This is a genomic window from Blastococcus sp. LR1, from assembly GCF_020166105.1.
GTDB lineage: Bacteria > Actinomycetota > Actinomycetes > Mycobacteriales > Geodermatophilaceae > Blastococcus.
The window spans coordinates 179631-205830 of the sequence record NZ_JAIUJY010000003.1 but is presented as its reverse complement, the minus strand read 5'-3'; the positions used below and the strand labels follow the sequence as shown (position 1 = coordinate 205830).

Genomic DNA, 26200 nt, shown 5'->3' with positions numbered 1-26200 from the left:
GTCAGGCGCGCTCGGCCGGCTCGGCTGCGGGCGCCTTATCCGGCTGGTCGCGCAGGAACAGGTACCAGTAGGACGTCGCCACGAAGACGACGGCGCCGACGAGGTTGCCGGCGCCCGCGAGCAGCCAGTTCATCAGCGTCTCGCCCCAGCCGATGTCCGGGACACCGGCGAAGATCGCGGCCGGCAGGAAGAACATGTTGGCGACGACGTGGTCGAAGCCCATCGCGACGAACGCCATGATCGGGAAGAAGATGGCCAGCACCTTCCCGGAGACGTCCTTCGCCGCGAGCGACATCCACACCCCCAGGCAGACCAGCCAGTTGCAGCCGATCCCCCGCAGGAACGTCTGCCACGGCGACTCCCCCAGCGCCTTGCCCTCGGCGATCGATGCCAGCCGCTCGTAGGTGAGCCCGGCGTTCCCGGTCGACTCGGCGTCCCCGATGACGCCGGTCTGCACGGCGAGGAAGAACGCCACGACGAGGGCGCCGATCAGGTTGCCCAGCAGCACCAGGGTGAGGTTCCGGGCGACGTCGCCGACGCTCAGCTTCCCGCGCATCGCGCCCAGCGGGACCAGCATCATGTTGCCGGTGGCCAGGTCCGACCCGGCGATGAGCACCAGCACCAGGCCGAGGGTGAACGCCGCCCCCATGAACAGCGTGGGCAGCGTTCCCCAGGTCTCGGGGTCCAGGCCCGAGGACACCGTGATCGCGACCAGTGCGCCGAAGGCGATGTAGGCCCCGGCCAGGAACGAGCTGACCAGCACCCGGTCCCAGCTGCGATGGACCTTCTTCGCCCCGGTCTCGGCCGCTACCTGGGCCATCTCCTGCGGTTCGCGTGCCGACATGGTGGCCTCCCTGATGCGTGGCGCCTGCACCGGCCACCCTCCCGCCGGGCCGACCACGCGGCAAACCGACACCGGAACGGAGGGACCAGGCGTCAGCCGGCGGCGCCCTCGTCCGCGGTCCCGGCCGGCGCCGGTTCGGTCGCCGTACCGGCGTCCTGCTCCGGCTCGGCCGGCGTGGTCGGCGCCGGTTCGTCGCTCGGCGCGGCCGGCTCGTCGGTGGGCGGTGGCGTGGACGGCTCTGTCGGCGAGGTGGCGCCGCCATCGTCGGTCCCGCCACCGGCCGGCGGGGTGGTGTCCTCAGGTTCCTCGCTCGCCGGCGGAGCGGTCGTGCCGGAACCGCTGGGCGGCGCGGAGGAGCCGGGCGCCGAGGAGCCGACGGTCCCGGTGGGCCCCGGCCCGTCGGCCGGCTCCCCGGCGGACGCGCCGGTCTCCCGCTGAGGTGTCACGGCGGTCTGCGTCGGCGCGGCCGGGTCGTCGGCGACGGCGGGCCCGGAGCCCGACGGGCTGTCGGGCGCCACGGCGACGTCGAGCCGCACCCGGTCGCCGGCCGACAGAGGCGTTCCCGCCGGGTCGAGTCCGACGACGGTTCCCGCGAGACGGTCGGCCGTGACGACGTCCCGGCGGTCGACCTCGAGCCCGAGCGCCCTCAGGTCGGCGGCGACGTCGTCGGCCGGGCGCCCGACGTGGTCGTCGGCGGCGAGCACGATCGCCCCTTCGGCCGCCGCGGCAGATGCCGGCGGATCGGCCGACTCGTCGTTCCCACCGGGCAGGCCGACCGTCACCCCGACGACGACGGCGCCGAGCAGCAGGCACAGCAGCGGGACGAGCACCAGCCAGCGCCGGCTCCGGTCCGATCGCCGGAGGGCGGCCCGCCTCGCCCCCCGCCCGGCGGACACGACCGGAACCGGGTTCGTGTCGGTGACCGGAGCGGCGGCCGGGAGGGCGCGGGTGGTCGGAGGCTGTGACTCCTCGCCGTCCAGCGTGGCGTCGATGGCGGCGAGGAAGGCGTGCGCATCGGGGAAGCGCGCGTCGGGGTCCTTGGTGAGCGCGCCGTCGATGAGGGAGCGCACCTCCTCCGGCACCGCGTCGGGCAGCGGCTCCGGCTCCTGCCGCACCTGCTTGAGCGCGAGGGTGACCGGGTTGTCGCCTTCGAATGCGGCGTGCCCACTCAGCGACTCGTAGCCGACGAGACCGAGGGCGTAGACGTCACTGGCCGGGCGCGGGGTCTCCCCCACCGCCTGCTCCGGCGACATGTACTGCGGAGTGCCGATCACCTGGCCGGCCGCCGTCAGCGGCACGCTCGCCGCGGACCAGGCGATGCCGAAGTCGGTGAGCTTCACCTGCCCGTCGCGGTCGATGAGGATGTTGGCCGGCTTCACGTCCCGGTGCACCACCCCGGCGCTATGGGCCTCGGCCAGCGCCGCGGCCGCCTGACGCAGCACCGACAGCGCGGTGGCCGTGTCCAGCGCGCCGTCCTCGCCGAACCGGGCCGACAGGGGCTCCCCGTCGACCAGCTCCATGACGAGGTAGGCGATCCGTTCGCCGGTGGCCTCCGCCCGGGTCTCCCCGTAGTCGTGGACGGCGGCGATGTTGGGGTGGCTGAGGCCGGCGGCGTGCGTCGCCTCGGCGCGGAAGCGGGCCACGAACCCGGCGTCGTCGGCGTACTCGCTGCGCAGCAGCTTGATGGCCACCGGGCGGTCCAGCCGGACGTCACGTCCTCGCCAGACCTCCCCCATCCCGCCGGTGGCGATCAGGTGGTGCAGCTCGTAGCGGTTGTCCAGGAGCTCGCGACCGTTGCCGACGATGGTCACTCCACGCTCCGTCCCCCGAGGACGCGGCCCGGGGTGGCGCGGCGTCCGAACACTTCTCGGAAGTGCCCGCCACCGACCGGTGCTACACCCCGGCCGCGGGATACTCGGGTCTCCGGCGCCGGACCGGCCGGGTGCGCGCCGCGGGGTTAGCGTCGTTCCATGACGAGCCCTACCGACCCCCAGCCGGGCCCGGCCGACCCCACGCCGGCCGACCCGGACACCCCCGGCGCCCCGGACCCGTCCGGGCTCCCCGACCCCCTCGGCCCGGTCGCGCCGCCTCCGGACGGCGAACCGGCACCGATCGTCTGACCGGGTTCCGGGACGCCCCTGTCACGGGGCGTCCCGGACCGCTCAGACGGCGGCCGGCTCCGGCACGCCGCTGCGGGCCGCCCGCTTCGCCCGCCGCTTCTCGCGGCGGGTCTCCAGCGCGGTGTAGAGCACCGGCACCAGGAGCAGGGTGAGCAGCGTGGAGCTGATCAGCCCGCCGATCACGACCAGGGCCAGCGGCTGGGAGATGAACACCCCACCGCCGGTGAGCCCGAACGCCATCGGCGTCAGCGCCAGCACCGTCGCGGCCGCCGTCATCACGATCGGCCGCAGGCGCTTGCGGGCGCCCTCGGTGACCGCCTCACCGATCGGGCGGCCCTGCTCGCGGTACTGGTTGACCAGGTCGATGAGCACGATCGCGTTGGTGACGACGATGCCGATGAGCATCAGCACGCCGATCAGCGCGGGCACGCCCAGCGGCACGCCCGTGGCGAGCAGCATGAGCAGCGCGCCGGTCGCCGCGAAGGGCACCGAGACCAGCAGGATCAGCGGCTGCGCCAGGCTGCGGAAGGTCGCCACCATCACCAGGTAGACGATCACGACCGCGATCAGCAGCGCGAGGCCGAGGTCGGCGAACGCCTCGCTCTGGTCCGAGGCCACGCCGCCGATGGTGACGTCGACGCCGTCGGGCAGGTCCAGCTCGTCGACGGCGGTGGTGAGCGCCGCGGTCAGCGTGCCGAGGTCGGCGTCGGCGGGGGTGGCCGAGACGGTGGCGGCGCGCGAGCCGTCGATCCGGCTCACCGAGCTGGGCACCTCCACCTGCTCGACGGAGGCGACCTGCGACAGCGGCACCGGACCGGTGGGCGTGGGCAGCACGACCGCGTCGAGCTGCTCGGGTGTCGTCGGCGCCTGCAGCGGCTGCAGGTAGACCGGCGTCGCCACGTCCTCCACGTCGACCGATCCGAGCGGAACCGCCGAGGAGAGCCCCGCCAGCGTGCGGGTCACCTCGGCCTCGGTGAGCCCTGCCTCCGCCGCCGCGAGGGGGTCGACCACGACCCGGACCACGGGAAGCGCACCGGTGAGGTCGTTGGTGACGTCGGTGGCGCCGTCGGTGCCCTCGACCGCCTCCTGCACCAGCGCGGCGCCCTCGGCGAGGGCGGCGGGGTCGCTCGACTGGACGAGGACGTCGACGGTGGAGGGCCCGAAGCCGGAGCCGGCCGCGGCGACCGTCACGTCGCCGACCTCGCCGAGGTCCTCGGCGGCCGAGCGGATGTCGTCGCCGACGGCCTCGGGATCGGCGTCGTCGTCGAGGGTGAGCGCGAACGTCGCCTGCGGGGTGCCGCCATCACCGGCGAAGGCGGCGATCCCGCCGGCCGAGCCGACCGTGCTCTGCACGGTCTCCACGCCGTCGAGGTCGGCGAGCGCGTCCTCCAGGGTGCGGGCGCGCTCGTCCTGGGCGGCCAGGGCGGTGCCGGCCGGATAGGCGGCGGTCACGGTCACGGTGTTCTGGCCCGAGTCGCCGATGAAGTTCGTCGACAGGAGCGGGGTGAGCGCGAGGGTGCCGACGAAGATCGCCAGCGCGCCGGCCAGCGTCCAGCGCCGGTGGGCCAGCGTCCAGCGCAGGGCCGGCAGGTAGACCCGCTGCAGCCAGGTGCGGCGCTCGGCCTCCTCGGCCTCCTCCCGCCCGCGGGCGAGCTCCGCTTCGGTCCGGTCGGCGTCGGGCGCCTTGAGGAACGCCGACGCCAGGGCCGGGACGATGGTCAGCGACACGACGAGGCTGGCCAGCATGGCGATCGCGATGGTCAGGGCGAAGGGTCGGAACAGCTCGCCGACCAGACCGCCGACCAGCGCGATCGGCAGGAAGACCGCGACGGTCGTGATCGTCGACGCGGTCACGGCGCCGGCCACCTCGCGGACGGCTCCGACGATCGCGGTCGAGCGGGACTCCCCGTAGGAGAGGTGCCGCTTGATGTTCTCGATGACGACGATCGAGTCGTCGACGACGCGGCCGATCGCCACGGTCATGGCGCCCAGCGTGAGGATGTTCAGCGAGAAGCCGGCGACCTCGAGCCCGATGAAGGTGACGCAGAGGGAGACCGGGATGGAGACCGCGGAGACCAGCGTGGACCGGACCGAGGCCAGGAACACCAGGATGATCAGCAGGGCGAAGACCAGCCCGAGACCACCCTCGGTGGCCAGGCCCGCGATCGACTCCTCGATGAACGGGCCCTGGTCGAAGACGACCGCGACCACGCTGCCGGTGCCGAGCGCCTCGCGGACGTCGGGCAGCAGCTCCTCGACGGCGTTGGAGATCTCGACGGTGTTGCCGTCCGGGATCTGGGTGAGCCCGACGGCCAGCGCCGGCTCGCCGTCGACCCGCGAGTAGGAGGTCGCCGGAGCGGTGCCGAGCTCGACCCGGGCGACCTCGCCGAGCGTGGTCACGCCCTGCGCGCCGATCAGCGGCACGGCCCGCAGGTCCTCGACGGAGGACAGCCGGGTGCCGGCCTGGACCGGCAGGGTCTGCTCCCCCGCGGTCAGCGAGCCGGCCGGGAGCACGACGCCGTTGTCCTGCAGCACCGTCGTCACGGCCGCGGGCGAGACGCCCGTGCCGGCCAGCGCGGCAGGGTCGAGGGTGATCTCCACGCGGGCCTCGTCGGCGCCGGTCACGGTCACGTCGCGGACGCCGTCGATGCTCTCGAACAGCGGGACGACGGCGGTGTCGATGCGCTCGGCGAGCGCGGCGGGATCGCCCGGGGCGGCGATCGCCAGCTGCACGACCGGCAGGTCGGCGAGCGAGCCGGTGAAGACCTGCGGCTCGACGTCGTCGGGCAGCTGCGTCTGCACCCGGCTGACCGCGGTCTGCAGCGCGCCGGCCGCGGCGTCGAGGTCGGAGCCGAACTCGAGCTCGACGGTGAGCGCCGCCAGCCCCGTGCTCGCCGTCGCCGTCACCGCCACCACGTCGGGCACCGACGAGATCGCCTGCTCCAGGGGCTGGACGATCTGCCGTTCCACCACCTCGGGCGAGGCGCCGGGCTGGCTGGCCACGACCGCTGCCGCGGGGATCTGCAGCGACGGGATGAGCTCCTGCTTCAGCGATCCCGCCGAGATCAGGCCGAAGACCAGGACGGCCACGGTGATGAGGCCGATGAGCGCCCGGTTGCGCAGGGACAGGACGGCGAGACGCGACACGGGAAGTTCCTCCAGGACGCGAGCCGCGCTCCGCCCGTCGACACAGGTTGTACGCGCCAACCTACCGGCGGTGAGCGCCTCCGCCCCGGAGGTGCGGGACGGAGGCGCGCCCGCTCAGTCCTGCCGCTGGAGAACGAAGTCGTACCGCGACTCCAGCCACGGCACGTCGCTGGTCCCGCCGTCCGGCGTCTGCCCTGGCTCGCGCTCCTCGAAGGCGGTGACCAGCTCCTGCTTGGTGCCGAAGACGACGTCGCTGTCCAGGTAGTCCGAGCCCTCCTGGAACAGGTGGGTGATCAGCGGCTCGAAGCCGGGCACGTTGATCAGGAAGTGGATGTGCGCCGGGCGGTAGTAGCTGATCTCGGTGCGGCTGATCAGGGCGCCCACCGGTCCGTCCATCGGAATGGCGTAGCCCAGCGGAGCGATCGTGCGCACGCAGTAGCTGCCGTCCTCGCGGGTCGTGTACTTCGCCCGCAGCCGCGCCTCGTCGATGTCGGGGATCTGCGACTCGTAGGCGCCCTCGGTGTCGGCCTGCCAGACGTCGAGCACGGCGTTCGGCACCGGGTTGCCGTCCAGGTCGCGCAGCGTGCCGTGCAGGTAGAGCGGCGTTCCGGGCAGGCCCTCGGACATGTCCTCGGCGTAGCCGAGCTCCGGCGAGCCCTCGATGTGGAACGGGCCGAGCACCGTGGCCGGGGTCGCGCGCGGATCCAGCCGGTGGTTCATCTGGACGACGAGCATCGACAGCCCCAGCACGTCGGAGGTGAGGATGAACTCCTCGCGCTTGTCGGTGCTGATCTGGCCGGTGGCGGTCAGCCACTGGATCGCGGCCATCCACTCGGCCTCGGTCAGCCGCACCTCGCGGGCGAAGTCGTGCAGGTGCCGCACCAGCGCCGTCATGAGCTCGGCCGTGCGCGGGTCGCGCGCGGTGGCCCACCGCTGCACGGCGAGCTCGGTGATGTTGTCCTCGGTGACCAGCTGCACGGGAGTTCCTCCTGCCGTCCGCGCGCCGGGAGCCGGTCGCGCTGCCTCCTCCGCGCCTGCCGCGGAGGTCTGGGTCCTAGCTCGTGAGCACCAGCCGCACGCCGGGGTCGCCGGTCGCCTGCCGCTGCCAGGCGTCCGCGGCGGCGGCGAGGGGGACCCGCTCGTGCGCCACCGCGAGTGCGCCGGTGGCGGCGTGCCCGGCGACGGCGGTCAGCGCGTCGCGGCGCTGCTCGACCGTGAGGGAGTTGTTCGTGTACCCGAGCACCGAGGCGCTCTTCGCCCGCAGCACGGCGGAGGAGAACTCGGCGACGTCGCCCGACGCGCCACCGAGGTTGACCAGCCGACCGCCGGGCGAGAGCGCCCGGGACGCCGCGGTCGCCGCGGCTCCGAACACCGGGTCGACGACGACGTCCAGCCGGCCGCCGGTGGCCTCGGCCAGCCGCGCGGCGAACGCGTCGACGTCGCCCTCCGGAGCCAGCGCCTCGTCCGCGCCGGCGGCGAGCGCACGGTCGCGGGAGGCCTCCGAGCGCGCCACGGCGACCACCCGTCCGGCGCCCAGGAGCTTCGCCGCGCCCACGGCTGCCTGCCCCACGGCGCCGCCGGCGCCCAGGACGAGCACGTGCTCGCCGGCCCGCAGCCCGCCGCGCCAGGTGAGCGACATCCACGCCGCGACCGCGGAGAGCCCCAGCGCGGCCAGCGCGGCGTCGGGGACGTCGGCGGTCACCGGCACGAGGTCGTCGTCGGCGACGGCGCAGAGCTCGGCCAGGCTGCCGTCGCCCGGCGCCATCCCGGCGGGGGTGGCGAACCAGACCCGCGTCCCGGCCGGCAGCGTCGTCGACTCCTCCACCACGCCGACGCCCTGCACCCCGGGGACGTAGGGCACCGCCGGACGGCCGAAGTAGGAGGTGCCCGACGCGCACAACAGGTCCAGCGGCACGATCGGGGCGGCTGTCACCCGGACGATGCTGCGCCCGGGCGCGGCTTCCGGCGACGGGTGCTCGGTGACGACCGGGGTCTCCCCCGGGACCTGGACGACGGCGGCGCGCACCGGCTCAGCCCTGCTCGCCGGGCAGCGGCTCGGGCACGAACGGATCGGGGTCGACCGGGCGGTTGTTCAGGTCGACCGACAGGAAGACGTCGTTGGCCACGGGGTTGCGGATCTCCTCCGCCAGCTGGCCGATCAGCCCGGCGGTACGGGCGAGCAGCGCGAAGCCGCGCAGCAGCTGCAGCGGCAGGCCCAGGTCGGCCAGGGCCGCGCCGCAGACGCCGGCGCCGTTGAGCGGCAGCTGCTTGCCGAGGACCGAGGAGTGCACCCGGCCGATCGCGGCGAAGAGCGAGAGGTGCGGGCCGTGGACGCCCTCCTCGGCCGCGATCTGGAACAGCCGGGGCGTGCGCGGGTCTCCCTGCTTGTGCACGTGGTGACCGAGTCCCGGCACGAACCGGCCGGCGGCGCGCTGCGCGGCCACCGTCTCGAGGGCCAGGGCGTCCCAGCCCGCGTCGTCGGTGGGCAGGGCGCCGTCCACCCCGGCGAGCACCGAGTGCAGGAACTTTCCGCAGTCCTCGGTCACGCCGAGGAAGCGGGAGCCGCCGCCGAGCAGGCCGGCGGCCAGGGCGCCCTGGATCGAGTCGGGGGCCGACAGGTAGGTGAGCCGGGTGACGATCGCCGTCGGTGTGAACCCGTGGTCGGCCAGGGCGGCGAGCACTGCCTCGAAGACGCGGGTCTCCCCCGGGCTCGGCCGGCGCTGGGTGGCCAGCCAGAAGGCGAGCTCACCGAAGCCGACGGTGCCCATGACGTCCTCGGCGAGGTCCGAGCCGAGCAGGGTGATCCGCTCCAGGCTCGAGGCGCCGAGTGCGGTCGGGTAGACGGGCTCGCTCACTGGGATCCCTCCTCGGCCGGCGCAGCCAGCCACCGGCGGATCTCGTCGCCGTGCTCGTCGACCGCCGGCGGGGGCAGCCGGTAGGAGGCGGCCGTGTCGGAGAAGCGGATGGGGTGCCGCACCGACGGCACCGCGGCGTCCCCCTCGCCGACCAGGACGACCGGATCGAGGCCGACCTCCTCGGCGAAGGCGACGCCCTGGTCGATGGTGTTGATCGGACCGCACGGGACACCGGCGGCGATGATCTCGCGGAACCACTCCATCTTGGTGCGGGTCGCCAGGCGCTCGACGAGCAGCGGACGGAGCTCGTCCCGGTTGGCGGTGCGGTCCTCGTTGCGGAGGAAGCGGGGGTCGGTCGCCAGCTCGGGCAGGCCGAGCACCTCGCAGAGCTTGCGGAACTGGCCGTCGTTCCCGGCGGTGATGATCAGGTCGCCGTCCGAGCACGGGAGCGGCTCGTAGGGGAAGAGACTCGGATGGCTGTTGCCCATCCGGAAGGGGACGACGCCGCCGGCCGCGTAGGCGCTGGTCTGGTTCACCAGCCCGGACATCGCCGACGCCAGCAGGCTGACCTCGACGTGCTGGCCCCGGCCGGTCTCGCGCCGGTGGTTCAGGGCGGAGAGGACGCCGATGGTGGCGTGCAGGCCGGCCATGACGTCGAAGACCGCGACGCCGGCCCGGTACGGCTCACCCTGAGGGTCGCCGGTCAGGCTCATCAGGCCGGAGATGGCCTGCACGATGAGGTCGTAGCCGGGGAGCGACTTCCCGCCCGGGCCGCTGCCGAAGCCGCTGATCGAGGCGTAGATGACGCCGGGGTTGGTGGCGGCCACCGTGTCGTAGTCCAGACCGAAGCGGCCCAGGCCGCCGGGCTTGAAGTTCTCGACCACGATGTCCGCGCGGCGCGCCAGCTCCTGGGCGGCGGCGAGGTCCTCGGGCTGCTTGAGGTCCAGCGCCACCGAGCGCTTGTTGCGGTTCACGCCCAGGTAGTAGGTGGAGACGCCCTGGCCGTCGATCTCGCGGACGGGAGGCGCCCAGGTGCGGGTGTCGTCCCCGCCCGGGCCCTCGACCTTGACCACCTCGGCGCCGAGATCGGCCAGGAGCATCGTGCTGTACGGGCCGGCGAGGATGCGGGAGAAGTCGGCCACCAGCAGTCCGGAGAGGGGGCCGGGACGCTCGCCCGCATCGGCCGGCGGCAGTGCTCCGGGATCGCTCATGGGCGCTCGATCACTCCTCGACGAGACGTTCGCGGACGACTGTCCGCAGGATCGGGCCGAGTCTCGGCCCGCCGCCGTACCCCTGTCAACCGGAACGCGGCATCGTCTTGACAGGGTGGTCAGCGAGCGAGAGGGTGACCCGCATCGCAGCGGGTGTCCGCGCACCGGACGTATGTCCGGGTCTGAGACGACGCAGTCCTGGAGGAGCCATGACCCAGCCCGAGCCCACTCCCGTGGCCGGCCGACCGGTGGTCCTGCGCGGAGGCACGGTCCTGACCATGGACGACGCGGGCACCATCCTGCGCGGCGGCGACGTCCTCGTGGTGGACGACCGCATCGCCGCCGTGGGGCACGACCTCGAGGTGCCCGAGGGCACCCAGGAGATCGACGCCGGCGGCGGAATCGTCATGCCCGGGATGATCGACACCCACCGGCACATGTGGCAGACCGCGATGCGCGGCTACGGCGCCGACTGGACGCTCACCCAGTACTTCGTCTGGTACTACCTCGAGCACGGCCGCAAGTTCCGGCCCCAGGACGTGGCGGCGGGCAACCGGCTCTCCGCCCTCGAGGCGCTCGAGGCCGGCGTCACGACCACCGTCGACTGGTCGCACGGCCTGCAGTCGGTCGACCACGCCGAGGCCGCCGTCGAGGCGCTGCGCTCGGTGCCCGGCCGCTTCGTCCTCGCCTACGGCAACATCCAGGCCGGCCCGTGGGAGTGGACCGCCGACCCGGCCGTTCGCTCCTTCCTCGAGCGGCACCGCGACTCCGCCGACGGGATGCTGGGTCTGCAGCTGGCCTTCGACGTCACCGGCGACCCGAGCTTCCCCGAGAAGGCAGCCTTCGAGGTGGCCCGCGAGCTGGGCCTGCCGGTGACCACCCACGCCGGCGTCTGGGGCGCCACCAACGACGACGGCATCCGCCTCATGCACGAGCACGGCTTCATGACGCCGGAGACCGTCTACGTGCACGCGGCCAGCCTGAGCCCCGACTCCTACCACCGCATCGCGGCCACCGGCGGCTCCATCTCGGTCTCCACCGAGTCCGAGCAGAGCGCCGGACAGGGCTATCCGCCCACCTGGCAGGTGCGTCGGCACGGCATCCCGGTGTCGCTGTCGATGGACACCAGCGTCTGGTGGAGCGGCGACCTGTTCTCGGCCATGCGGACCACGCTGGGCGCCGACCGCTCCCGCGAGCACTTCGAGGCGCACCTCAAGGGCGAGACGATCACCCAGCTGGAGCTGCGCGCCGAGGACGTCGTCCGCTGGGCCACCCGCGGCGGCGCGACGGCCCTGGGCCGGGACGACCTGGGCAGCCTGGAGCCGGGCAAGAAGGCCGACGTCGTGCTGATCAAGAACGACGCCTCGCCGGTCTCCTTCCCGGTGCTCAACCCCTACGGCCACGTGGCGTTCCAGGCCCAGCGGGGCGACGTGCACACGGTGATCGTCGACGGCCGGGTCGTGAAGCACGCCTCCGCCCTGGTCGACAGCGACCTCTCCGGCGTCCGCCGGGAGATCGAGGACACCGTGGAACACCTGCGCTCCGAGCTGGGCGAGGAGACCTGGGTGGCCGGCATGCACCCCGAGCTGCCCGACCCGAAGCTGCTGGACAACCCGTACCAGTACACCGACTACAAGTCGGAGGGCACGCACGCCGCCCGGGAGCAGGTCTTCGAGGAGCACCTGAAGAACGAGCGCTGATCGACGGACCGGAGAGGTTCCCACATGGCTGGACGCGGCACGGGGCCCGACTTCGTCGAGGCCCTCGCCCGGGGGCTCGACGTCCTCACCTGCTTCGACGCCGAGCGCCGGAGCATGTCGCTGAGCGACGTCGCGACCGCCGCCTCCCTGGCGCGGCCCACCGCACGACGGCTGCTGCTCACCCTGGAGGAGCTCGGCTACGTGCGCTCCGCCGAGGGGTCGTTCTCGCTGACGCCGAAGGTGCTCGAGCTCGGGATGGCGTACGTGAGCTCGCTGGGGCTGTGGGAGATCGCGCGCCCACACATGGAGGCGCTCGTCGGCCGCACCGGTGAGTCGACGTCGATGTCGCAGCTCGACGGCTCCGACATCGTCTACGTCGCGCGGGTGGCGGTGCCGAAGCTGATCGCCCTGCGGGTCGACGTCGGCACGCGCTTCCCGGCGGTGCAGACGTCGCAGGGCAAGGTTCTGCTGGCCGCCCTCTCCCCCGCCCAGCTCGCGACGACGCTGGCCGAGCCGACCCGATCGGGGCTGCCGACCCCGCTGCGCCGCTCGCCGGCGCAGCTGCAGGACGAACTGTCCGAGGTGCGGGCGCGCGGCTGGGCGCTGGCCGACGAGGAGCTGGCACCCGGCGTCAGGTCCGTCGCGGTTCCCGTGCGGGACGGCGCCGGAACCGTCCGGGCGGCCATGAACGTCACCGTGCACGCCGCGGAGACGACGACCGAGCGGCTGCTCGGCGAGCACCTCCCCCAGCTGCTGCGGGCAGCGGGCGACGTCAGCGCCGAGTGGGCGCTGTGGCAGTCCCGACCGCACGGAGAGGTGCGCACCCGCCCGGGAACGTCGGCCGCCGGCTGAGCGACGAGGGGACGCGGACCGCGCCGGCGGGTGGTGTGCCAGGGTTTTGGCGTGACCGCCGTCCTCTCCATCCAGTCGCACGTCACCTACGGCCACGTGGGCAACAGCTCGGCGGTGTTCCCGCTGCAGCGCCTCGGCGTCGAGGTGTGGCCCGTGCACACCGTCCAGTTCTCCAACCACACCGGCTACGGCGAGTGGACCGGCCGCGTCTACGACGGCCAGTCGATCGACGAGCTGGTGCAGGGCGTGGCCGACCGCGGGGTCCTGGGCGGCTGCGACGCCGTGCTGTCGGGCTACCTCGGCTCGGCCGACATCGGCCACGCCGTCGTGGGCGCGGTGACGCGAGTGCGCGAGGCGAACCCGGCCGCGGTCTACTGCTGCGACCCGGTGATCGGGGACGTCGGCCGCGGGGTCTTCGTGCGCCCGGGCATCGAGGAGTTCATGCGCGAGGTGGCGGTGCCGGCGGCCGACATCGTGACCCCGAACCACTACGAGCTCGACCTGCTGTCGGGTCGCGAGACGCGGTCGCTGGCGTCGGTCAAGGACGCCGTCGCCGCCGTGCAGGCGCTCGGCCCGCGGGTCGTGCTCACCACCTCGCTGATCGCCGAGGACACCCCCGACGACGCCGTCGACCTGCTGGCGTCGGAGGGCGGCCGGCACTTCCGCGTGCGCACGCCGCGCCTGGATGTCTCGGTCAACGGCGCCGGCGACGCGATCGCCGCGCTCTTCCTCGCCCACTGGCTCGACACCCGGTCGGCCGCGGAGGCCCTGGGCCGCGCGTCGGCGTCGGTGTTCGGGCTGCTGGCCCGCACCGAGGCGGCCGGCTCGCGGGAGATCCTGTTGGTCGCCGCGCAGGACGAGTACGTGACCCCGTCGCGGACCTTCGAGGTCGAGGAGGTCTGACCCGTCAGTACCCGTCGAGGGTGGCGGCGATCCGGGTGATCGTCGCCTCCTCGACCGGCAGGTGCGGCAGCACGGTGGTGACCTCTTCGGGCTCCAGCCCCTGGTCGCCGAGCGCGACGAGCAGCAGGTCCGCCTCCTCCGGCCGCACCGGCACCGAGCAGCCGGAGTCCTCCAGCGCCGTCCGGGCGAGGAACAGCGCGCCGGCCAGCGCGTCGTCCGGCGCCGGGGCGGGCTCCGGCTCGGCGGCGCCGCGGGCGACCGCCTCGGCCGCCCGCACGAGCGACAGCGGCAGCCCCTCGGCCTCCACCTCGATCAGCGGGACCGCGCCGAGCGCGGCGAGCACCAGGTGCTCGGCGTCGATGCGCAGCGGCGCCTCCCAGCCCCCGGCGCGCACGACGTCGGACAGGTCGCGGGCGTCCTCGCCGACGTCCTCGGCCAGCTCGGCCCAGTCGGCCGGGCGGGTGGCGCGAGCCCGCTCGGCGGCCACCAGGCAGGTGTCCCGCACGAACGGCACCAGCACCTCGTCGTCGAAGCGCTCGGCCTGCACCCGCCCACCGGAGTCGACCATGTTGAGCGCGTCCTGGAAGCTGCCGGGCCGGGCGTCCTCCAGGTCGAGGCGACCGTCCTCCTCGCTCCCCAGCGGCCGGCCGTGCGCGGCCCGCTCCCCCACGGTCAGGCCGGTGGGCACCAGCCGCCCGGCCCGCCGCTCGTGGTGCGGGCGGTCGGACATGCCCACGGCCCAGGCGCAGCTCTCCGCGATCAGCGCGGCTCCCCGCTCCCGGAGCACCTCCCGCGTCAGCAGACCCATCCAGTCGATGTCGAACACGCCTCCACTGTGCCTGGCGATGCCGACACCGCGCCCGGGGACGTGGATCACTCCGCGGCGGCCCCGGCGGTGCTGCCCTCGCTCTGCTCGCTGCTCGGCGGACCGACCCAGACCGTCTTCGCGTTCATGAACTCGCGCATGCCCACCTCGGTCAGCTCGCGGCCGTAGCCGCTCTGCTTGATGCCGCCGAACGGCAGGTCCGGGTAGCTGGCCGTCATGCCGTTGATGAACGCCATGCCGGACTGGATGTCGCGCACGAACTGCGTCCGCTCCTCCTCGTCCTCGCTCCAGAGGTTCGAGCCCAGCCCGTAGACGTGCGAGTTCGCGATGCGGATCGCCTCGTCCAGGCTGTCCACGACGTACAGCGCCGCGACCGGTCCGAAGACCTCCTCGCTGTGCACCCGCATCTCCGGGGTGACGTCGGCGATCAGCGTCGGCTCGTAGAACCACCCGGGCCGGTCGACCCGCGAGCCGCCGACGAGGATCCGGGCGCCCTTGCCGCGGGCGTCCTCGACGTACTCCTCGACGTCCTTCAGCCCGTCCTCGGTGGCCAGCGGCCCGATCTGGGTGTCGGCGTCCATCGGGTCCCCGACGGTCAGCGCGCCGATCTTCTCGGCGAACAGCCGGGTGAACTCCTCGGCGACGTCGCGGTGCACGAAGAACCGCTTGGCGGCGATGCAGCTCTGCCCGTTGTTCTGGTTGCGGGCGGTCGTCGCCACCTCGGCGGCGCGGTCCAGGTGGGCCGAGGGCATGACGATGAAGGGATCGGAGCCGCCGAGCTCCAGGACCGTCTTCTTCAGCGCGTCGCCGGCGATGGCGGCCACCGACTGGCCCGCGGGGCCGCTGCCGGTGAGCGTGGCGGCGATGACGCGGTCGTCGCGCAGCACCTTCTCGACGGTGGCCGAGCCGACGAGCAGCGTCTGGAAGACGTCGTCCGGGAAGCCGGCCTTGCGGAAGAGCTCCTCGAGGTAGAGGGCGGTCTGCGGCACGTTGCTGGCGTGCTTGAGCAGGCCGACGTTGCCCGCCATCAGCGCCGGGGCGGCGAACCTCATCGCCTGCCAGAGCGGGAAGTTCCACGGCATGATCGCCAGGACGACGCCGAGCGGCTGGTAGGTGACGTAGGCCCGCTCGGCCTTGACGGCCGCGGCGTCCTTCTCCTGAGGGTCGAGCAGGGCGGGCCCGTGCTCGGCGTACCAGCGCAGCGCCGCGACGCACTTGGTCGCCTCGGCCTTCGCGGAGGCCAACGTCTTGCCCATCTCCGTGGTCATCAACTCGGCGACGGAGTCGGTGTCCGCCTCCAGCGCGTCCGCGGCGGCACGCAGCCAGCCGGCCCGCTCCGCCGGGGACGTGAGCCGATAGCCGTCGAAGGCGGCCGCGGCGCGGGCGAGCTTGTCCTCCAGCGCCTCGTCGGTGAGCGGCTCGTAGGTCTTGAGCGTCTCGCCGGTGGCCGGATTGATCGTGGCGATGGCCATGGGTGTTCTCCCTTCGCTGGAACGCCCCGTCACCTGCCCGGGCAGACGCCGCCGAAACCGGCAGGTCCGGTGTCCGGTCCGTCGTGCGTCGCCTACCGTGGGATCCGTCGGTCCGCACAGGCCGGCGGAGACGACGTCGGGGGCAGCAGGTGAACTGGACGGCCACGGGGGGCGTCGGGCATCCCGCGCCCGGGGGCTTTCCGCACGATGCCCTCCTCTACGACACGGTCGACGACCTCGTCGGCACTGTCACACCCTTCCTGACCGACGGTCTCGCGGCCGGGGACGCCGCCGTCGTCGCCGTCCGGCCGGGCACCGCCGCGGTGCTGCGCGAGGCCCTGGGCGCGGACCCCCGCATCCTCGTGCTCGACGAGACCGTCGCCTACGACCGGCGGGCTCCGGCCGCGATCACCGCCTTCCGCAGGGTCGCCGAGGAGAACGCGCCCGGCGCCTCCGGCCGCGTGCGCGTGGTCGGCGAGATCGACTTCGGGCCGACCGAGCGCGACTGGCTGGAGTGGGAGCGGTACGAGGCGGTCATCAACGAGGCGCTGCGCGGCTGGAACCTGTGGGGCGTGTGCCTCTACGACACCGGACGGTTGCCCGCCCCCGTGACGGAGGCCGGGCGGCGCACCCACCGTCAGCTGGTCACCCCGACGAGCCGGACGCCCAGCCCGGGGTTCACCGACCCCGCGCTCCACCTGCGGAGCATGCCGGTGCCCGACGAGCCGCTGGAGCGCACTCCCCCGCGGTTCGCCGCCGCCGACGTCGCCGACTTCATCGGCCTGCGGCACGAGGTCGCCACGGAGCTGAGCGCCCTGACCGCGCCGGCGGACCTGGTCGAGGACTTCCTCCTCGCCGTGGACGAGATGACGTCCAACGCCGTGCGGCACGGCCGGCCTCCGGTGGGGCTGCGACTGTGGACCGCCCCCGACCGCGTCGTCTGCACCATCACCGACGGCGGCCCCGGCTGGGACGACCCGTTCGCCGGGTACGGCCCGGCGCACGGCGAGGACCTCTCCCGCGGCGGCATGGGGCTGTGGCTCGCCCGTCAGCTGTGCGACTACGTCGACCTCCGGGGCGGCGAGCACCACGAGGGCGACGGCGGCATCAGCGTCCGCCTCACCCTCCGCCTGCCCTGAGCCCCGCCGGGCGTCAGCCGAAGAGCTCGCTCATGAGCGACTTCTTCTTGTGCGGCTTCCCGTAGCCCGAGTGCGACGACGAGTGCCCGGAGCCCTGCACCTGCCGGAGCACCTCGCTGACCACTCCGCCGAGACCCGCGGCCGACGGCGTGCCGTGCTGCTGGGCAGAGGGCCGGTGCGACGGGTCGGGTCGCTGCGCGGGGCCGTCGTGGACGGCGGATTCCGCGTCGATCAGGCGGTCGAGCTCGCCGCGGTCGAGGAAGATGCCCCGGCAGTCGGAGCACTGGTCGACGTGCACCCCGTTCCGCTCGTAGGTCCGCATGGTTCCGTGGCACTTCGGGCAGGTCAGCTCCATGCCCGCGCAACGGACCTGGTCGTCGCCCGGTTCCCGCGCCACAGGGACGCGGGCACATTCCACCCAGTGGTGACCGCACATCGAGCCGATCACGATCGACGGCGATACTGGGCGTCAGCAGCCTGACCGATGGGAGCACCTGGTGGACCGGACGCGTACGCGCTCTACGTGGGACGTCGCGCCCACCGTCGGCTTCGAGCGGGAGGCCTGACGTGGACAAGGTCGTCGCCTCCGCCGCTGCCGCCGTCGCCGACGTGCAGGCCGGCGCCGTCCTGGCCGTCGGCGGTTTCGGGCTCTGCGGGGTCCCCTTCGCGCTCATCGACGCCCTGCTCGAGCAGGGCACCGACGATCTGACGACGATCTCCAACAACTGCGGCGTGGACGACCAGGCGCTCGGCGTCCTGCTCTACGCCGGGCGGATCCGCAAGACGATCAGCTCGTTCGTCGGCGGCAACAAGGAGCTCGCGCGGCTGTACCTCACCGGGCAGATGGAGGTCGAGCTGACCCCGCAGGGCACGCTGGCCGAGCGACTGCGCGCCGGTGGCGCCGGGATCCCCGCCTTCTACACGCCGACGGGGGTCGGCACGCTCGTCGCCGACGGCGGCATCCCGATCCGCTACGACGCCGACGGGAACGTCGTCGAGACGAGCAGGCCCAAGGAGGTGCGCGAGTTCGACGGCCAGCAGTACGTGCTGGAGACCGCGCTGACCGCCGACTTCGGACTGGTGCACGCGCTCAAGGGCGACCGGCAGGGGAACCTCTACTTCCACGAGTCGGCGCGCAACTTCAACCCGCTGGCCGGGATGGCCGGGCGGATCACGATCGCCGAGGTCGAGGAGCTCGTCGAGCCGGGCGACCTGCGCCCCGAGGACGTGCACCTGCCCGGGGTCTACGTCGACCGCGTCGTCGTGGTGGGCGCCGAGAACAAGCCGATCGAGAAGCGCACGACCCGCCCCCGCACCGACCGCTCCGACACCCCGGCCGCCGCCGGCGAGGAGGCAACGCCCCGATGAGCCTGACCCGTGAGCAGCTCGCCGCCCGCGTGGCCCTCGAGCTCGAGGACGGCCAGTACGTGAACCTCGGCATCGGGATGCCGACGCTGGTCCCGAACTACGTGCCCGAGGGCGTGCACGTCGTCCTGCACTCGGAGAACGGTGTGCTGGGCGTCGGGCCCTACCCGTTCGAGGGCGAGGAGGACCCGGACCTCATCAACGCCGGCAAGGAGACCGTGACGATCCTGCCCGGGGCGAGCTACTTCGACTCCGCGCAGTCGTTCGGCATGATCCGCGGCAAGCACCTCGATGTCGCCGTCCTCGGTGCGATGCAGGTCAACACCCGGGGCGACCTGGCCAACTGGCTGATCCCTGGCAAGATGGTGAACGGCATGGGCGGCGCGATGGACCTCGTCCACGGCGCCAAGCGCGTGATCATCATGATGGAGCACGTCGCCCGCGACGGGTCGCCGAAGATCGTGCAGGAGTGCACCCTGCCGCTCACCGGCAAGGCCTGCGTCGACCGGATCATCACCGAGCTCGCCGTCGTCGACGTGACGCCCGGCGGCCTGGTGCTGCGCGAGACCGCGCCCGGCGTGACCGTGGACGAGGTCGTCGAGAAGACCGGCGCCCCGCTCGCCATCGCCGACGACGTCCGCGAGATGCCGCTCCCCGCAGGCGTCTGACCGCCCCCGCTCCGTCGAGTGTCGGGTCGTCGTCGTCTCGCCGCCCGGGAGACGACGACAACCCGACACTCAGCGGGCCAGCGCCGCTACGATGCGCGCGATCAGCTCCGCCGGGCGGTGCAGGTCGGCCGCGGTCACGAACACCACCGTCCACCCCGCCGCGGTGAGCCGGTTGAGCCGCCGGCGGTCCGCGGCCACCTGCTGCGGCGTCTCCCCGTGCCAGAGCCCCTCGTACTCGACCGCGACCCTCGCCTCTGGCCATCCGAAGTCCACGCGGGCCACGAAACCCCGGGCATCCCGCACCACGTGCTGGGCGACCGGTCGCGGCAGTACGGAGGCGTGCAGCAGCAGACGCAGCCGCGTCTCCTGCGGCGACTCGGCGAGGCCGTCCGCGAGCTCCGCTGCCCGGCGCGCCTGCCGGCAACCGCGTCCCGTCGCGCTGCCCGCCAGAGCGCGCACACCCGTGAGCGACGCAGCGCGGGCTCTCACCAGCCGGTCGATCCGGATCACCGCTTCCTCGAGGGTGCCGTGTCGAGCCAGGTCGACCGCGGTCGTCTCGCCGGACGTCACGCAGACCCCTGATCGTCGGACGACGGCGCCGTCCCCGAGCTCCCGTCTGCGGACGCGGATCCCCGGCACCCGGCACACGTTCGCCCCCGGCGGCACGGTGAGCTCGACGTCGTCCGCCCGGTCCGCGACGTCGACGCCCCATAGCGCCGCGGCGCTGGCGCCGCTGACCACCGCGCCCGGCACGACGAGAGTCGCCGCGGCCCGGGCGCGCAGTCCGTGGGTGAGGTCCACGCTCGTGCAGGCGTAGACGTCGCGGAAGACGCGGGTCCAGGCCGAGCTCCGCAGCTCACGGGGAGTCAGGTGCCCCCGCGCCACCATGGCCGAGCCCCGGAAGACCCGGCCGACGAGCTCGGGCGGACGGCGAGGCGGGACGGGCACCGCGGCAGACTGCCGTGTCCGGCCGGATCGGCGCCCCGACTGTCCACAGGGGCCCTCGACCGTCGACTTGTCGTCGTGTCGGACAGATCGAGACGACGACAGGTCGACAGTGGGCGCGAGAGCAGGGGTCAGGCGCCGCGGAGCTCGTCGAGGATCGGGCCGGCGACCTTGTAGGCGTGGTTGGCGGCGGGCACTCCCGCGTAGACGGCGGCGTGCTGGAGAACGGCGCCGATCTCCTCGTCGGAGAGGCCGTTGTTCTTCGCCGCCCGCACGTGCAGGGCGAACTCCTCCCAGTGCCGCAGCGCGATGGTGATCGACAGCGTCATCAGGCTGCGGTCGCGCCGCGACAGCTCCGGCCGCTGCCACACGTCGCCCCACGCCACCCGGGTGATGAAGTCCTGGAAGCCCTCGGTGAACGGGGTAACGCCGGCGACGGCGCGGTCGACGTGCGCGTCGCCCAGCACCTCCCGCCTGGTGCGCATGCCGGCCTCGCGGCGGGCGTCATCGGTGTTCGGCAGCTCGCTCATCGGGCAGCTCCATCAGCATCGAAGTGGGCGAGCAGCGCACCGGTGACCTCCAGCGTGCGCTCCAGGTTGGCCAGGTGCGCGCCCCGCACGGTGAGCAGCGCGGCGCCGGGGATCCCGTCGGCGACGACCTCCTGGTGCGGCGGCGGCAACGCGGGGTCCTCGGAACCGGAGACCACGAGGGTGGGCGCGGTGATCCGCCCGAGGTCCTCGCGCAGGTCGATCCCGGCCACCACCTCGCAGCAGGCGGCATAGCCCTCGTCGTCCGCGCCGGCGATCATCGCCTCGAGCCGGGCCACCAGGTCGGGGTGCTCGGCCGCGAACGACGGCGTCAGCCATCGCTGCACCACCGCGGGCGCGAACTGGGCCGTGCCGCCGGCGCGGGCCAGCCCGGCCCGGTCCAGGAAGCCCTGCGGATCGACCTTCGCCGAACTGAACATCACCGCGAGCCGGTGCACCCGGGAGGGCTCGCGCGCCGCCATCCGCAGACCGACCATCCCGCCGAGCGAAACCCCGGCGACATGCGCGCGCTCGGCGCCGATGCGGTCCAGTACTCCCAGCACGTCGTCGACCAGGTCGTCGATCGTGTACGGGCCGGCGGGGGCGGGCGACTCCCCGTGCCCGCGGCCGTCGTAGGTCACCACGCGGTACCGCTCGGCCAGCGCCGGCACCTGCGGATCCCACATGCCGCGGGTGGCCCCGAGCGAGTTGGCGAGGACGACGACGGGCGCGTCGGCCGCTCCGTCGACGGTGTACGAGACCTCGACGGCGCTCATCGTTCTCCCTCGGTCAGCTCGGCGTGCTCGGCCAGGACGGCGTCCACCTGCGCAGCCGCCTCGCCCACGTCGGGCCCGCCGGCGAGCAGCGAGGTGACGTCGACGTCGTCGCGCGAGGCGATCACGTCGGACAGCGGGCGCCCGGTGGCGGCGGCCTCGCGGACGGCAGCGGCGGCCTCGTCGTGCGCGGCGCCGCGACCCAGCCGTGGCGTCAGCGCCTCGGCGAGGGCACCGGCGAGCTCCGGGTCCCGGGCGGCGCCGACGGCCTGGGCCATGCGCGCCACGTCGGGACGCAGCCCATCGAGGCTCTCTCCCAGCCACGCCGCGGACGAGCCGACGGTGGTCAGCAGGTCGGTCATCGTCGGCCACTCGCTGTGCCAGGCGCCCGCGGCCCGCTCGTGCTCCTGCTCCATGGCGCCGAGCAGCGTGGCGACCAGACCCGGGGCGCGGCGGGCACAGGCCCGGGCGGAGATGGCGGCCACGGGGTTGCGCTTGTGCGGCATCGCCGAGGAACCGCCGCGACCGGCGCCGCTCTCGGCCGCCTCGGCGACCTCGGTCTGGGCCAGCAGCACGACGTCGACGGCGATGGTCGCCAGCACCCCGGCCGCCGCGCCCAGCGCACCGGCCAGGTCGGCGATCGGCAGCCTCATCGTGAACCAGGGTGCGGCGGGGGCGACCAGGCCGAGCTCGGCGGCCAGGGCGGCGCGCACGGCGATGCCCGACCCCGCGCTGGCGGCGAGCGTGCCCACGGCCCCGCCGTACTGCACCGGCAGCGACGCGACGACCTCGGCCAGCCGCAGCCGCGCGCCGTCGAGGCCGCTGAGCCAGCCGGCCGCCTTGAGCCCGAAGGTGGTGGGCAGCGCCTGCTGCATCAGCGTCCGGCCCATGATGACGTCGTCCCGGTGCGTGCTGGCGAGCCCTGCGGCTGCCTCGGCGGCGAGCGCCAGGTCCCGGTCGATCGCGCTGATCGCGCGGCGGGCCAGCAGCACCAGGGCGGTGTCCAGGATGTCCTGGCTGGTGGCGCCGACGTGCACGGCGACGGCGTCCCGCTCCCCCACCGCGGCCTGCAGCACCCGCACCAGCGGCGGCACCGGATTGCCGGCGTCGGCCGCCTTCGCGACCACGGTGGCGAGGTCGAGTCCGGCCGGCTCGGCGCAGGCGCGGGTGACGGCGTCGGCCGCCGTCGTGGGCACCAGCCCGGTCGCCGCGGCGGCCCGGGCCAGCGCGGCCTCGACGTCGAGCAGCGCGTCGAACCAGGCCGGGTCGGACACGGCGGCCGCCGCGCCTCCCCGGGCGAAGGTGCCGCCGAAGAGTCCGCTCACGCGGCAGTTCCAGTCACGCAGCAGTTCATACCGCGAAGAAGACCGTCTCGCGCTCACCCTGCAGGTAGACGTCGAACCGGTAGCCGTCGTCGCCCGGCGTCGCGATCAGCGTCGAGCGCTGCTCGTCGCTGAGCCCGCGGAGCACGACGTCCTCGGCGTTGGCCTCGGCCTCGTCGGCGAAGTAGATCCGGGTGACGACCCGGTCGAGGATGCCGCGGGCGAAGATCGAGACGTCGATGTGCGGCGCCTGGAGGCCACCCTCGCCGTCGGGCAGCCGGCCCGGCTTCAGGGTGAAGATGCTGAACTCACCGGAGAGCGTCTGGGCGCGGGCGTAGCCGCGGAAGCCCGGGTAGGTCGCGGCGCCGCGCGGGTCCTCGGGAGACGGGAAGCCGCCGTCGGGGTCGGCCTGCCAGGTCTCGACCATCGCGTCGGGCACGACGGCGCCGGCTCCGTCGACGACCGTGCCGCGGATCCAGAAACCACCCGAGGTGCCCTCCTCGGCGGCGAACTCGCCGTCGGCCCAGCTGAGGCCGATGGCCAGGTACGGGCCGACGGTGGCGCTCGGGGTGGTGCCGAGGCGGTGCGGCCCGCTGAGGAAGCCGCTGCCGCGCTGCCCGGAGCGCGGCTGGAAGGGCTCGCTCGGGTTCGGCGGGACGTCGAGGGGGTTGCCGATCGGCTTGCTCACGCCACGTCTCCGTCGTCCTCGGTCTCGAACGGCGTCTGGTCGACCCCGCGCAGCACGATGTCCCACTCGTAGGCCAGCGCCCAGTTGTCCTGGGTGCGCTCGAGGGAGTACCGGCTGATCGCCCGGTGCCGCGCGGGCGCCGGGATGGCGTTGAAGATCGGGTCCTGCCCGAACAGCGGGTCCTCGGGGAAGTACATCTGGGTGACCAGGCGCTGGGTGAACGCCCGCCCGAAGAGGCTGAAGTGGATGTGCGCCGGACGCCAGGCGTTGTGGTGGTTGCCCCACGGGTAGGCGCCGGGCTTGATGGTGAGGAACTCGTAGCGGCCCAGGCTGTCGGTGACCACGCGACCGAGGCCGTCGAAGTGGGGGTCCAGCGGCGCGGGCCAGTTGTCCACGACGTGCCGGTAGCGGCCCGACGCGTTGGCCTGCCACACCTCGACCAGCGCACCTGGAACCGGCCGGCCGCCGCTGTCCAGGACCCGCCCGTGCACCAGGATCCGCTGGCCGATGGCCTCGCCCTCGTTGCGCCAGGTCAGATCGGCGTCGTGCGCCAGCACCCGGTCCTCGCCCAGCACCGGACCGGTGACCTCGGTCAGCCGGTGCGGCAGATCGACCGGTGTGCGCAGCGGCGCGCGCAGGCCGGTGCTGCGGTAGTCGGGGAAGCCGACGGGGGTACGCGTCGCCGCGTCCTCCTGCGTGTAGCGCGGCAGGTGCAGCCCGCCGCCGGTTGTGGTCCCGGTCATAAGGGGGACCGTACGGGGGGCGGGCTAGGCTGCCCAAGCCAAAGCTTCCACTGGACGGGAGGTTGCTCCGGATGGCCGGTCACAGCGCCGCGCCGGGCCGCTCGGTCACCTCGCGCGCCCTCGGCATCCTCGACGCGTTCGGCAGCGAGAGCCCGCGGCTCTCCCTCTCCGACATCGCGGAGCGCTCGGGCACCCCGCTGACCACCGCGCACCGGCTGCTCGGCGAACTGACCGAGTGGGGCGCGCTCATCCGCCGCCCCGACGGTCGCTACGAGATCGGCCGCAAGCTCTGGGACCTCGGCCTGCTGGCGCCGGTGCAGCTGGAGCTGCGCCAGGTGGCCGCACCGTTCATGCAGGACCTGCACACGACCATCCGCGACACCGTGCACCTCGCCGTTCGCGAGGGGGTCTCCGCGCTCTACGTCGAGCGGATCTCCGGCCGGGAGTCGGTGCCGGTGGTCAGCCAGGTCGGCAGCCGGCTGCCGCTGCACGCGACCGGCGTGGGCAAGGTGCTGCTCGCCTCGGCTCCGGACGACGTCGTCGACCAGGTCATGCGCTCGCTGCACCCGGTCACCCGGCACACGGTCGTCGACGCCGAGCGGCTCGCGGCCGAGCTGACCGAGATCCGCCGTCGTCGCTACGCCCGCACCTGCGAGGAGATGTCGCCGGGCACGGCGTCGATCGCCGTTCCGGTGCAGGTCGAGCGTCCCGCGGGCGCCCTCGCCGTCGCGGCGCTGGGCATCGTCGTCCCGCCGCACCGACGCGATCTCGCGCGGCTCGTGCCGGCGCTGGAGATGGCCGCGCGCGGCATCGGGCGCGAGCTCGGCCGATCGCACGAGTTCTCCTGAGCCGATTCCGCTGGACGAAAGACCCGGTGACGGCGGCGCGTGCCCGCCGCCAGACTCGGCAGCGTGCGCACCCAGGTAGGAATCATCGGCGCCGGCCCGGCCGGCCTCCTGCTCTCCCGGCTGCTGGCCCAGCGCGGCATCGACTCGGTCGTGCTGGAGAACCGCTCCCGCTCCTACGTCGAGGCGCGGATCCGGGCCGGGATCCTCGAGCAGCACACGGTCGACACGCTCACCGAGGCCGGCGTCGGCCACCGTCTGCGCCGCGAGGGCATGGAGCACCGCGGCATCCACCTGCAGTACCCCGGCACCCGGCACACGCTGGACTTCCCGGAGCTGTGCGGGCGCACCGTGTGGGTCTACGGCCAGACCGAGGTCACCAAGGACCTCATCAAGGCCCAGCTCGACGGCGGCCCGCCGCTGCTCTTCGAGGTCTCCGACGTGACCCCCGAGGACGTCGACGGCGACTCCCCCCGCATCCGCTTCACCGACGCCGAGGGCAACCCCCAGGTGCTCGACTGCGACGTCGTCGCCGGCACCGACGGCTTCCACGGCGTCTCGCGGCCGGTGGTCACCGCCGGCACCGCCGGGCAGCTGTGGGAGCGCACCTACCCCTATGCCTGGCTCGGCATCCTGGCCGACGCCGCACCGTCGACCGACGAGCTCATCTACGCCTGGCACCCCGAGGGCTTCGCGCTGTACTCGATGCGCTCCCCCAGCGTCTCCCGGCTCTACCTCCAGGTCGACCCGACCGACTCGATCGACAACTGGTCCGACGACCGGATCTGGGAGAACCTCTCCCGCCGGCTGGATCTGGACGGCTGGTCGGTCAACACCGGACCGGTCACCGAGAAGTCGATCCTGCCGATGCGCTCGTTCGTCAGCGCGCCGATGCGCCGGGGCCGGCTCTTCCTCGCCGGCGACGCCGCGCACATCGTGCCGCCGACCGGCGCGAAGGGCCTGAACCTCGCCGTCGCCGACGTCACGCTGCTGGCCGCCGCGCTGGACCGACTGCTCAACGAGCGGCGGAGCGACCTGGTCGACGCCTACTCCGACTCCGCACTGCGCCGCGTGTGGCGGTGCACCCACTTCTCCTGGTGGATGACGTCGATGCTGCACACCTCGGGCGACGACTTCGACGCCCAGCTGCAGCTCTCCCAGCTGCGCCGGGTCTGCGGCTCCGAAGCCGCTGCCCGCGAACTCGCCGAGAACTACACAGGTCTGCCGATCGAGGGCTGAGGCGCATCCGAACCGG

General features: G+C 73.7%; 25 protein-coding genes. 9 read left to right on the top strand and 16 right to left on the bottom strand.

The window, feature by feature from the left end; all coding sequences use genetic code 11:
- Position 1: 1 nt before the first annotated feature.
- Complete coding sequence (locus tag LBW97_RS09700; protein ID WP_224499220.1) at positions 2-844, bottom strand: formate/nitrite transporter family protein; 843 nt, start codon at positions 842-844, stop codon at positions 2-4.
- A gap of 92 nt (positions 845-936) precedes the next feature.
- The gene (locus LBW97_RS09695; RefSeq protein ID WP_224499219.1) at positions 937-2655 is read right to left on the bottom strand and encodes a serine/threonine-protein kinase; all 1719 of its coding nucleotides are present in this window, start codon (positions 2653-2655) and stop codon (positions 937-939) included.
- Positions 2656-2814: 159 nt separating this feature from the next.
- Between LBW97_RS09695 and LBW97_RS09690 the strand changes: the two genes are divergently transcribed.
- A complete protein-coding gene (locus tag LBW97_RS09690; protein WP_224499218.1) occupies positions 2815-2964 on the top strand; it encodes a hypothetical protein in 150 nt (49 codons plus the stop codon).
- A gap of 42 nt (positions 2965-3006) precedes the next feature.
- Here LBW97_RS09690 and LBW97_RS09685 read toward each other — a convergent pair whose 3' ends face one another.
- The 5 genes from LBW97_RS09685 to LBW97_RS09665 form a co-directional block, all read right to left on the bottom strand.
- A complete protein-coding gene (locus LBW97_RS09685; protein ID WP_224499217.1) occupies positions 3007-6111 on the bottom strand; it encodes an efflux RND transporter permease subunit in 3105 nt (1034 codons plus the stop codon).
- A gap of 114 nt (positions 6112-6225) precedes the next feature.
- Entirely contained in the window at positions 6226-7089 is an 864-nt protein-coding gene (locus tag LBW97_RS09680) for a dioxygenase (RefSeq protein WP_224499216.1), read from the bottom strand.
- 76 nt (positions 7090-7165) lie between these two features.
- Positions 7166-8137, bottom strand: coding sequence for a zinc-binding dehydrogenase (locus LBW97_RS20410; protein ID WP_224499215.1), 972 nt, complete (start codon positions 8135-8137; stop codon positions 7166-7168).
- A 4-nt stretch (positions 8138-8141) separates the two neighbouring features.
- Positions 8142-8966: a citryl-CoA lyase gene (locus tag LBW97_RS09670; protein ID WP_224499214.1), complete on the bottom strand. Its 825-nt coding sequence runs from the start codon at positions 8964-8966 to the stop codon at positions 8142-8144.
- Positions 8963-10177, bottom strand: coding sequence for a CaiB/BaiF CoA-transferase family protein (locus tag LBW97_RS09665; protein WP_224499213.1), 1215 nt, complete (start codon positions 10175-10177; stop codon positions 8963-8965). Before LBW97_RS09665 ends, LBW97_RS09670 begins: the two co-directional genes overlap by 4 nt.
- Positions 10178-10386: 209 nt before the next feature.
- Here LBW97_RS09665 and LBW97_RS09660 point away from each other — a divergent pair, with 209 nt between their 5' ends.
- The 3 genes from LBW97_RS09660 to pdxY are packed head-to-tail and all read left to right on the top strand — an operon-like array spanning position 10387 to position 13632.
- Positions 10387-11877, top strand: coding sequence for an amidohydrolase family protein (locus LBW97_RS09660; RefSeq protein ID WP_224499212.1), 1491 nt, complete (start codon positions 10387-10389; stop codon positions 11875-11877).
- Between the two features lie 24 nt (positions 11878-11901).
- The gene (locus tag LBW97_RS09655; protein WP_224499211.1) at positions 11902-12729 is read left to right on the top strand and encodes an IclR family transcriptional regulator C-terminal domain-containing protein; all 828 of its coding nucleotides are present in this window, start codon (positions 11902-11904) and stop codon (positions 12727-12729) included.
- A gap of 51 nt (positions 12730-12780) precedes the next feature.
- Entirely contained in the window at positions 12781-13632 is an 852-nt protein-coding gene (gene pdxY / locus LBW97_RS09650; RefSeq protein WP_224499210.1) for a pyridoxal kinase PdxY, read from the top strand.
- Between the two features lie 4 nt (positions 13633-13636).
- On the opposite strand, the gene LBW97_RS09645 is transcribed toward pdxY, so the two are convergent.
- Both LBW97_RS09645 and LBW97_RS09640 read right to left on the bottom strand, forming a co-directional pair.
- Positions 13637-14458 (bottom strand): hypothetical protein, encoded by an 822-nt coding sequence (locus tag LBW97_RS09645; RefSeq protein WP_224499209.1) that lies wholly within the window; start codon positions 14456-14458, stop codon positions 13637-13639.
- Between the two features lie 47 nt (positions 14459-14505).
- Positions 14506-15930: an NADP-dependent succinic semialdehyde dehydrogenase gene (locus LBW97_RS09640; RefSeq protein ID WP_224499208.1), complete on the bottom strand. Its 1425-nt coding sequence runs from the start codon at positions 15928-15930 to the stop codon at positions 14506-14508.
- Between the two features lie 149 nt (positions 15931-16079).
- Here LBW97_RS09640 and LBW97_RS09635 point away from each other — a divergent pair, with 149 nt between their 5' ends.
- On the top strand, positions 16080-17069 hold the full coding sequence (locus LBW97_RS09635) for a sensor histidine kinase (RefSeq protein ID WP_224499207.1): 990 nt from the start codon (positions 16080-16082) through the stop codon (positions 17067-17069).
- Positions 17070-17082: 13 nt separating this feature from the next.
- On the opposite strand, the gene LBW97_RS09630 is transcribed toward LBW97_RS09635, so the two are convergent.
- Entirely contained in the window at positions 17083-17424 is a 342-nt protein-coding gene (locus tag LBW97_RS09630; protein ID WP_224499206.1) for a zf-TFIIB domain-containing protein, read from the bottom strand.
- A gap of 212 nt (positions 17425-17636) precedes the next feature.
- Between LBW97_RS09630 and LBW97_RS09625 the strand changes: the two genes are divergently transcribed.
- Positions 17637-18437, top strand: a complete 801-nt coding sequence (locus LBW97_RS09625) for a CoA transferase subunit A (RefSeq protein ID WP_224499205.1) — start codon at positions 17637-17639, stop codon at positions 18435-18437.
- Positions 18434-19102, top strand: a complete 669-nt coding sequence (locus LBW97_RS09620) for a CoA transferase subunit B (RefSeq protein WP_224499204.1) — start codon at positions 18434-18436, stop codon at positions 19100-19102. Before LBW97_RS09625 ends, LBW97_RS09620 begins: the two co-directional genes overlap by 4 nt.
- 69 nt (positions 19103-19171) lie before the next feature.
- On the opposite strand, the gene LBW97_RS09615 is transcribed toward LBW97_RS09620, so the two are convergent.
- From LBW97_RS09615 to pcaH, 6 genes are all read right to left on the bottom strand, one after another.
- A complete protein-coding gene (locus LBW97_RS09615) occupies positions 19172-20050 on the bottom strand; it encodes an endonuclease domain-containing protein (RefSeq protein ID WP_224499203.1) in 879 nt (292 codons plus the stop codon).
- A 128-nt stretch (positions 20051-20178) separates the two neighbouring features.
- A complete protein-coding gene (gene pcaC, locus LBW97_RS09610) occupies positions 20179-20577 on the bottom strand; it encodes a 4-carboxymuconolactone decarboxylase (protein ID WP_224499202.1) in 399 nt (132 codons plus the stop codon).
- Positions 20574-21350, bottom strand: a complete 777-nt coding sequence (pcaD, locus tag LBW97_RS09605; RefSeq protein WP_224499201.1) for a 3-oxoadipate enol-lactonase — start codon at positions 21348-21350, stop codon at positions 20574-20576. Before pcaD ends, pcaC begins: the two co-directional genes overlap by 4 nt.
- On the bottom strand, positions 21347-22672 hold the full coding sequence (pcaB, locus tag LBW97_RS09600) for a 3-carboxy-cis,cis-muconate cycloisomerase (protein WP_224499200.1): 1326 nt from the start codon (positions 22670-22672) through the stop codon (positions 21347-21349). Before pcaB ends, pcaD begins: the two co-directional genes overlap by 4 nt.
- A 25-nt stretch (positions 22673-22697) precedes the next feature.
- On the bottom strand, positions 22698-23357 hold the full coding sequence (pcaG, locus tag LBW97_RS09595; RefSeq protein ID WP_224499199.1) for a protocatechuate 3,4-dioxygenase subunit alpha: 660 nt from the start codon (positions 23355-23357) through the stop codon (positions 22698-22700).
- Complete coding sequence (pcaH, locus tag LBW97_RS09590; RefSeq protein ID WP_224499198.1) at positions 23354-24100, bottom strand: protocatechuate 3,4-dioxygenase subunit beta; 747 nt, start codon at positions 24098-24100, stop codon at positions 23354-23356. Before pcaH ends, pcaG begins: the two co-directional genes overlap by 4 nt.
- Positions 24101-24171: 71 nt before the next feature.
- Here pcaH and LBW97_RS09585 point away from each other — a divergent pair, with 71 nt between their 5' ends.
- Positions 24172-24948, top strand: a complete 777-nt coding sequence (locus tag LBW97_RS09585; protein ID WP_224499197.1) for an IclR family transcriptional regulator — start codon at positions 24172-24174, stop codon at positions 24946-24948.
- A 63-nt stretch (positions 24949-25011) separates the two neighbouring features.
- Positions 25012-26184, top strand: a complete 1173-nt coding sequence (locus LBW97_RS09580) for a 4-hydroxybenzoate 3-monooxygenase (RefSeq protein ID WP_224499196.1) — start codon at positions 25012-25014, stop codon at positions 26182-26184.
- The last annotated feature ends 16 nt before the right edge of the window (positions 26185-26200 follow it).

Excerpts from the sequence above, each read along its gene's own strand:
- LBW97_RS09700 (WP_224499220.1), bottom strand. The coding sequence starts at position 844 with ATGTCGGCACGCGAACCGCAGGAGATGGCCCAGGTAGCGGCCGAGACC.
- LBW97_RS09690 (WP_224499218.1), top strand. The coding sequence starts at position 2,815 with ATGACGAGCCCTACCGACCCCCAGCCGGGCCCGGCCGACCCCACGCCG.
- LBW97_RS09665 (WP_224499213.1), bottom strand. The coding sequence starts at position 10,177 with ATGAGCGATCCCGGAGCACTGCCGCCGGCCGATGCGGGCGAGCGTCCC.
- LBW97_RS09660 (WP_224499212.1), top strand. The coding sequence starts at position 10,387 with ATGACCCAGCCCGAGCCCACTCCCGTGGCCGGCCGACCGGTGGTCCTG.
- LBW97_RS09655 (WP_224499211.1), top strand. The coding sequence starts at position 11,902 with ATGGCTGGACGCGGCACGGGGCCCGACTTCGTCGAGGCCCTCGCCCGG.
- LBW97_RS09640 (WP_224499208.1), bottom strand. The coding sequence starts at position 15,930 with ATGGCCATCGCCACGATCAATCCGGCCACCGGCGAGACGCTCAAGACC.
- LBW97_RS09630 (WP_224499206.1), bottom strand. The coding sequence starts at position 17,424 with ATGGAGCTGACCTGCCCGAAGTGCCACGGAACCATGCGGACCTACGAG.
- LBW97_RS09620 (WP_224499204.1), top strand. The coding sequence starts at position 18,434 with ATGAGCCTGACCCGTGAGCAGCTCGCCGCCCGCGTGGCCCTCGAGCTC.
- pcaC (WP_224499202.1), bottom strand. The coding sequence starts at position 20,577 with ATGAGCGAGCTGCCGAACACCGATGACGCCCGCCGCGAGGCCGGCATG.
- pcaD (WP_224499201.1), bottom strand. The coding sequence starts at position 21,350 with ATGAGCGCCGTCGAGGTCTCGTACACCGTCGACGGAGCGGCCGACGCG.
- pcaH (WP_224499198.1), bottom strand. The coding sequence starts at position 24,100 with ATGACCGGGACCACAACCGGCGGCGGGCTGCACCTGCCGCGCTACACG.
- LBW97_RS09585 (WP_224499197.1), top strand. The coding sequence starts at position 24,172 with ATGGCCGGTCACAGCGCCGCGCCGGGCCGCTCGGTCACCTCGCGCGCC.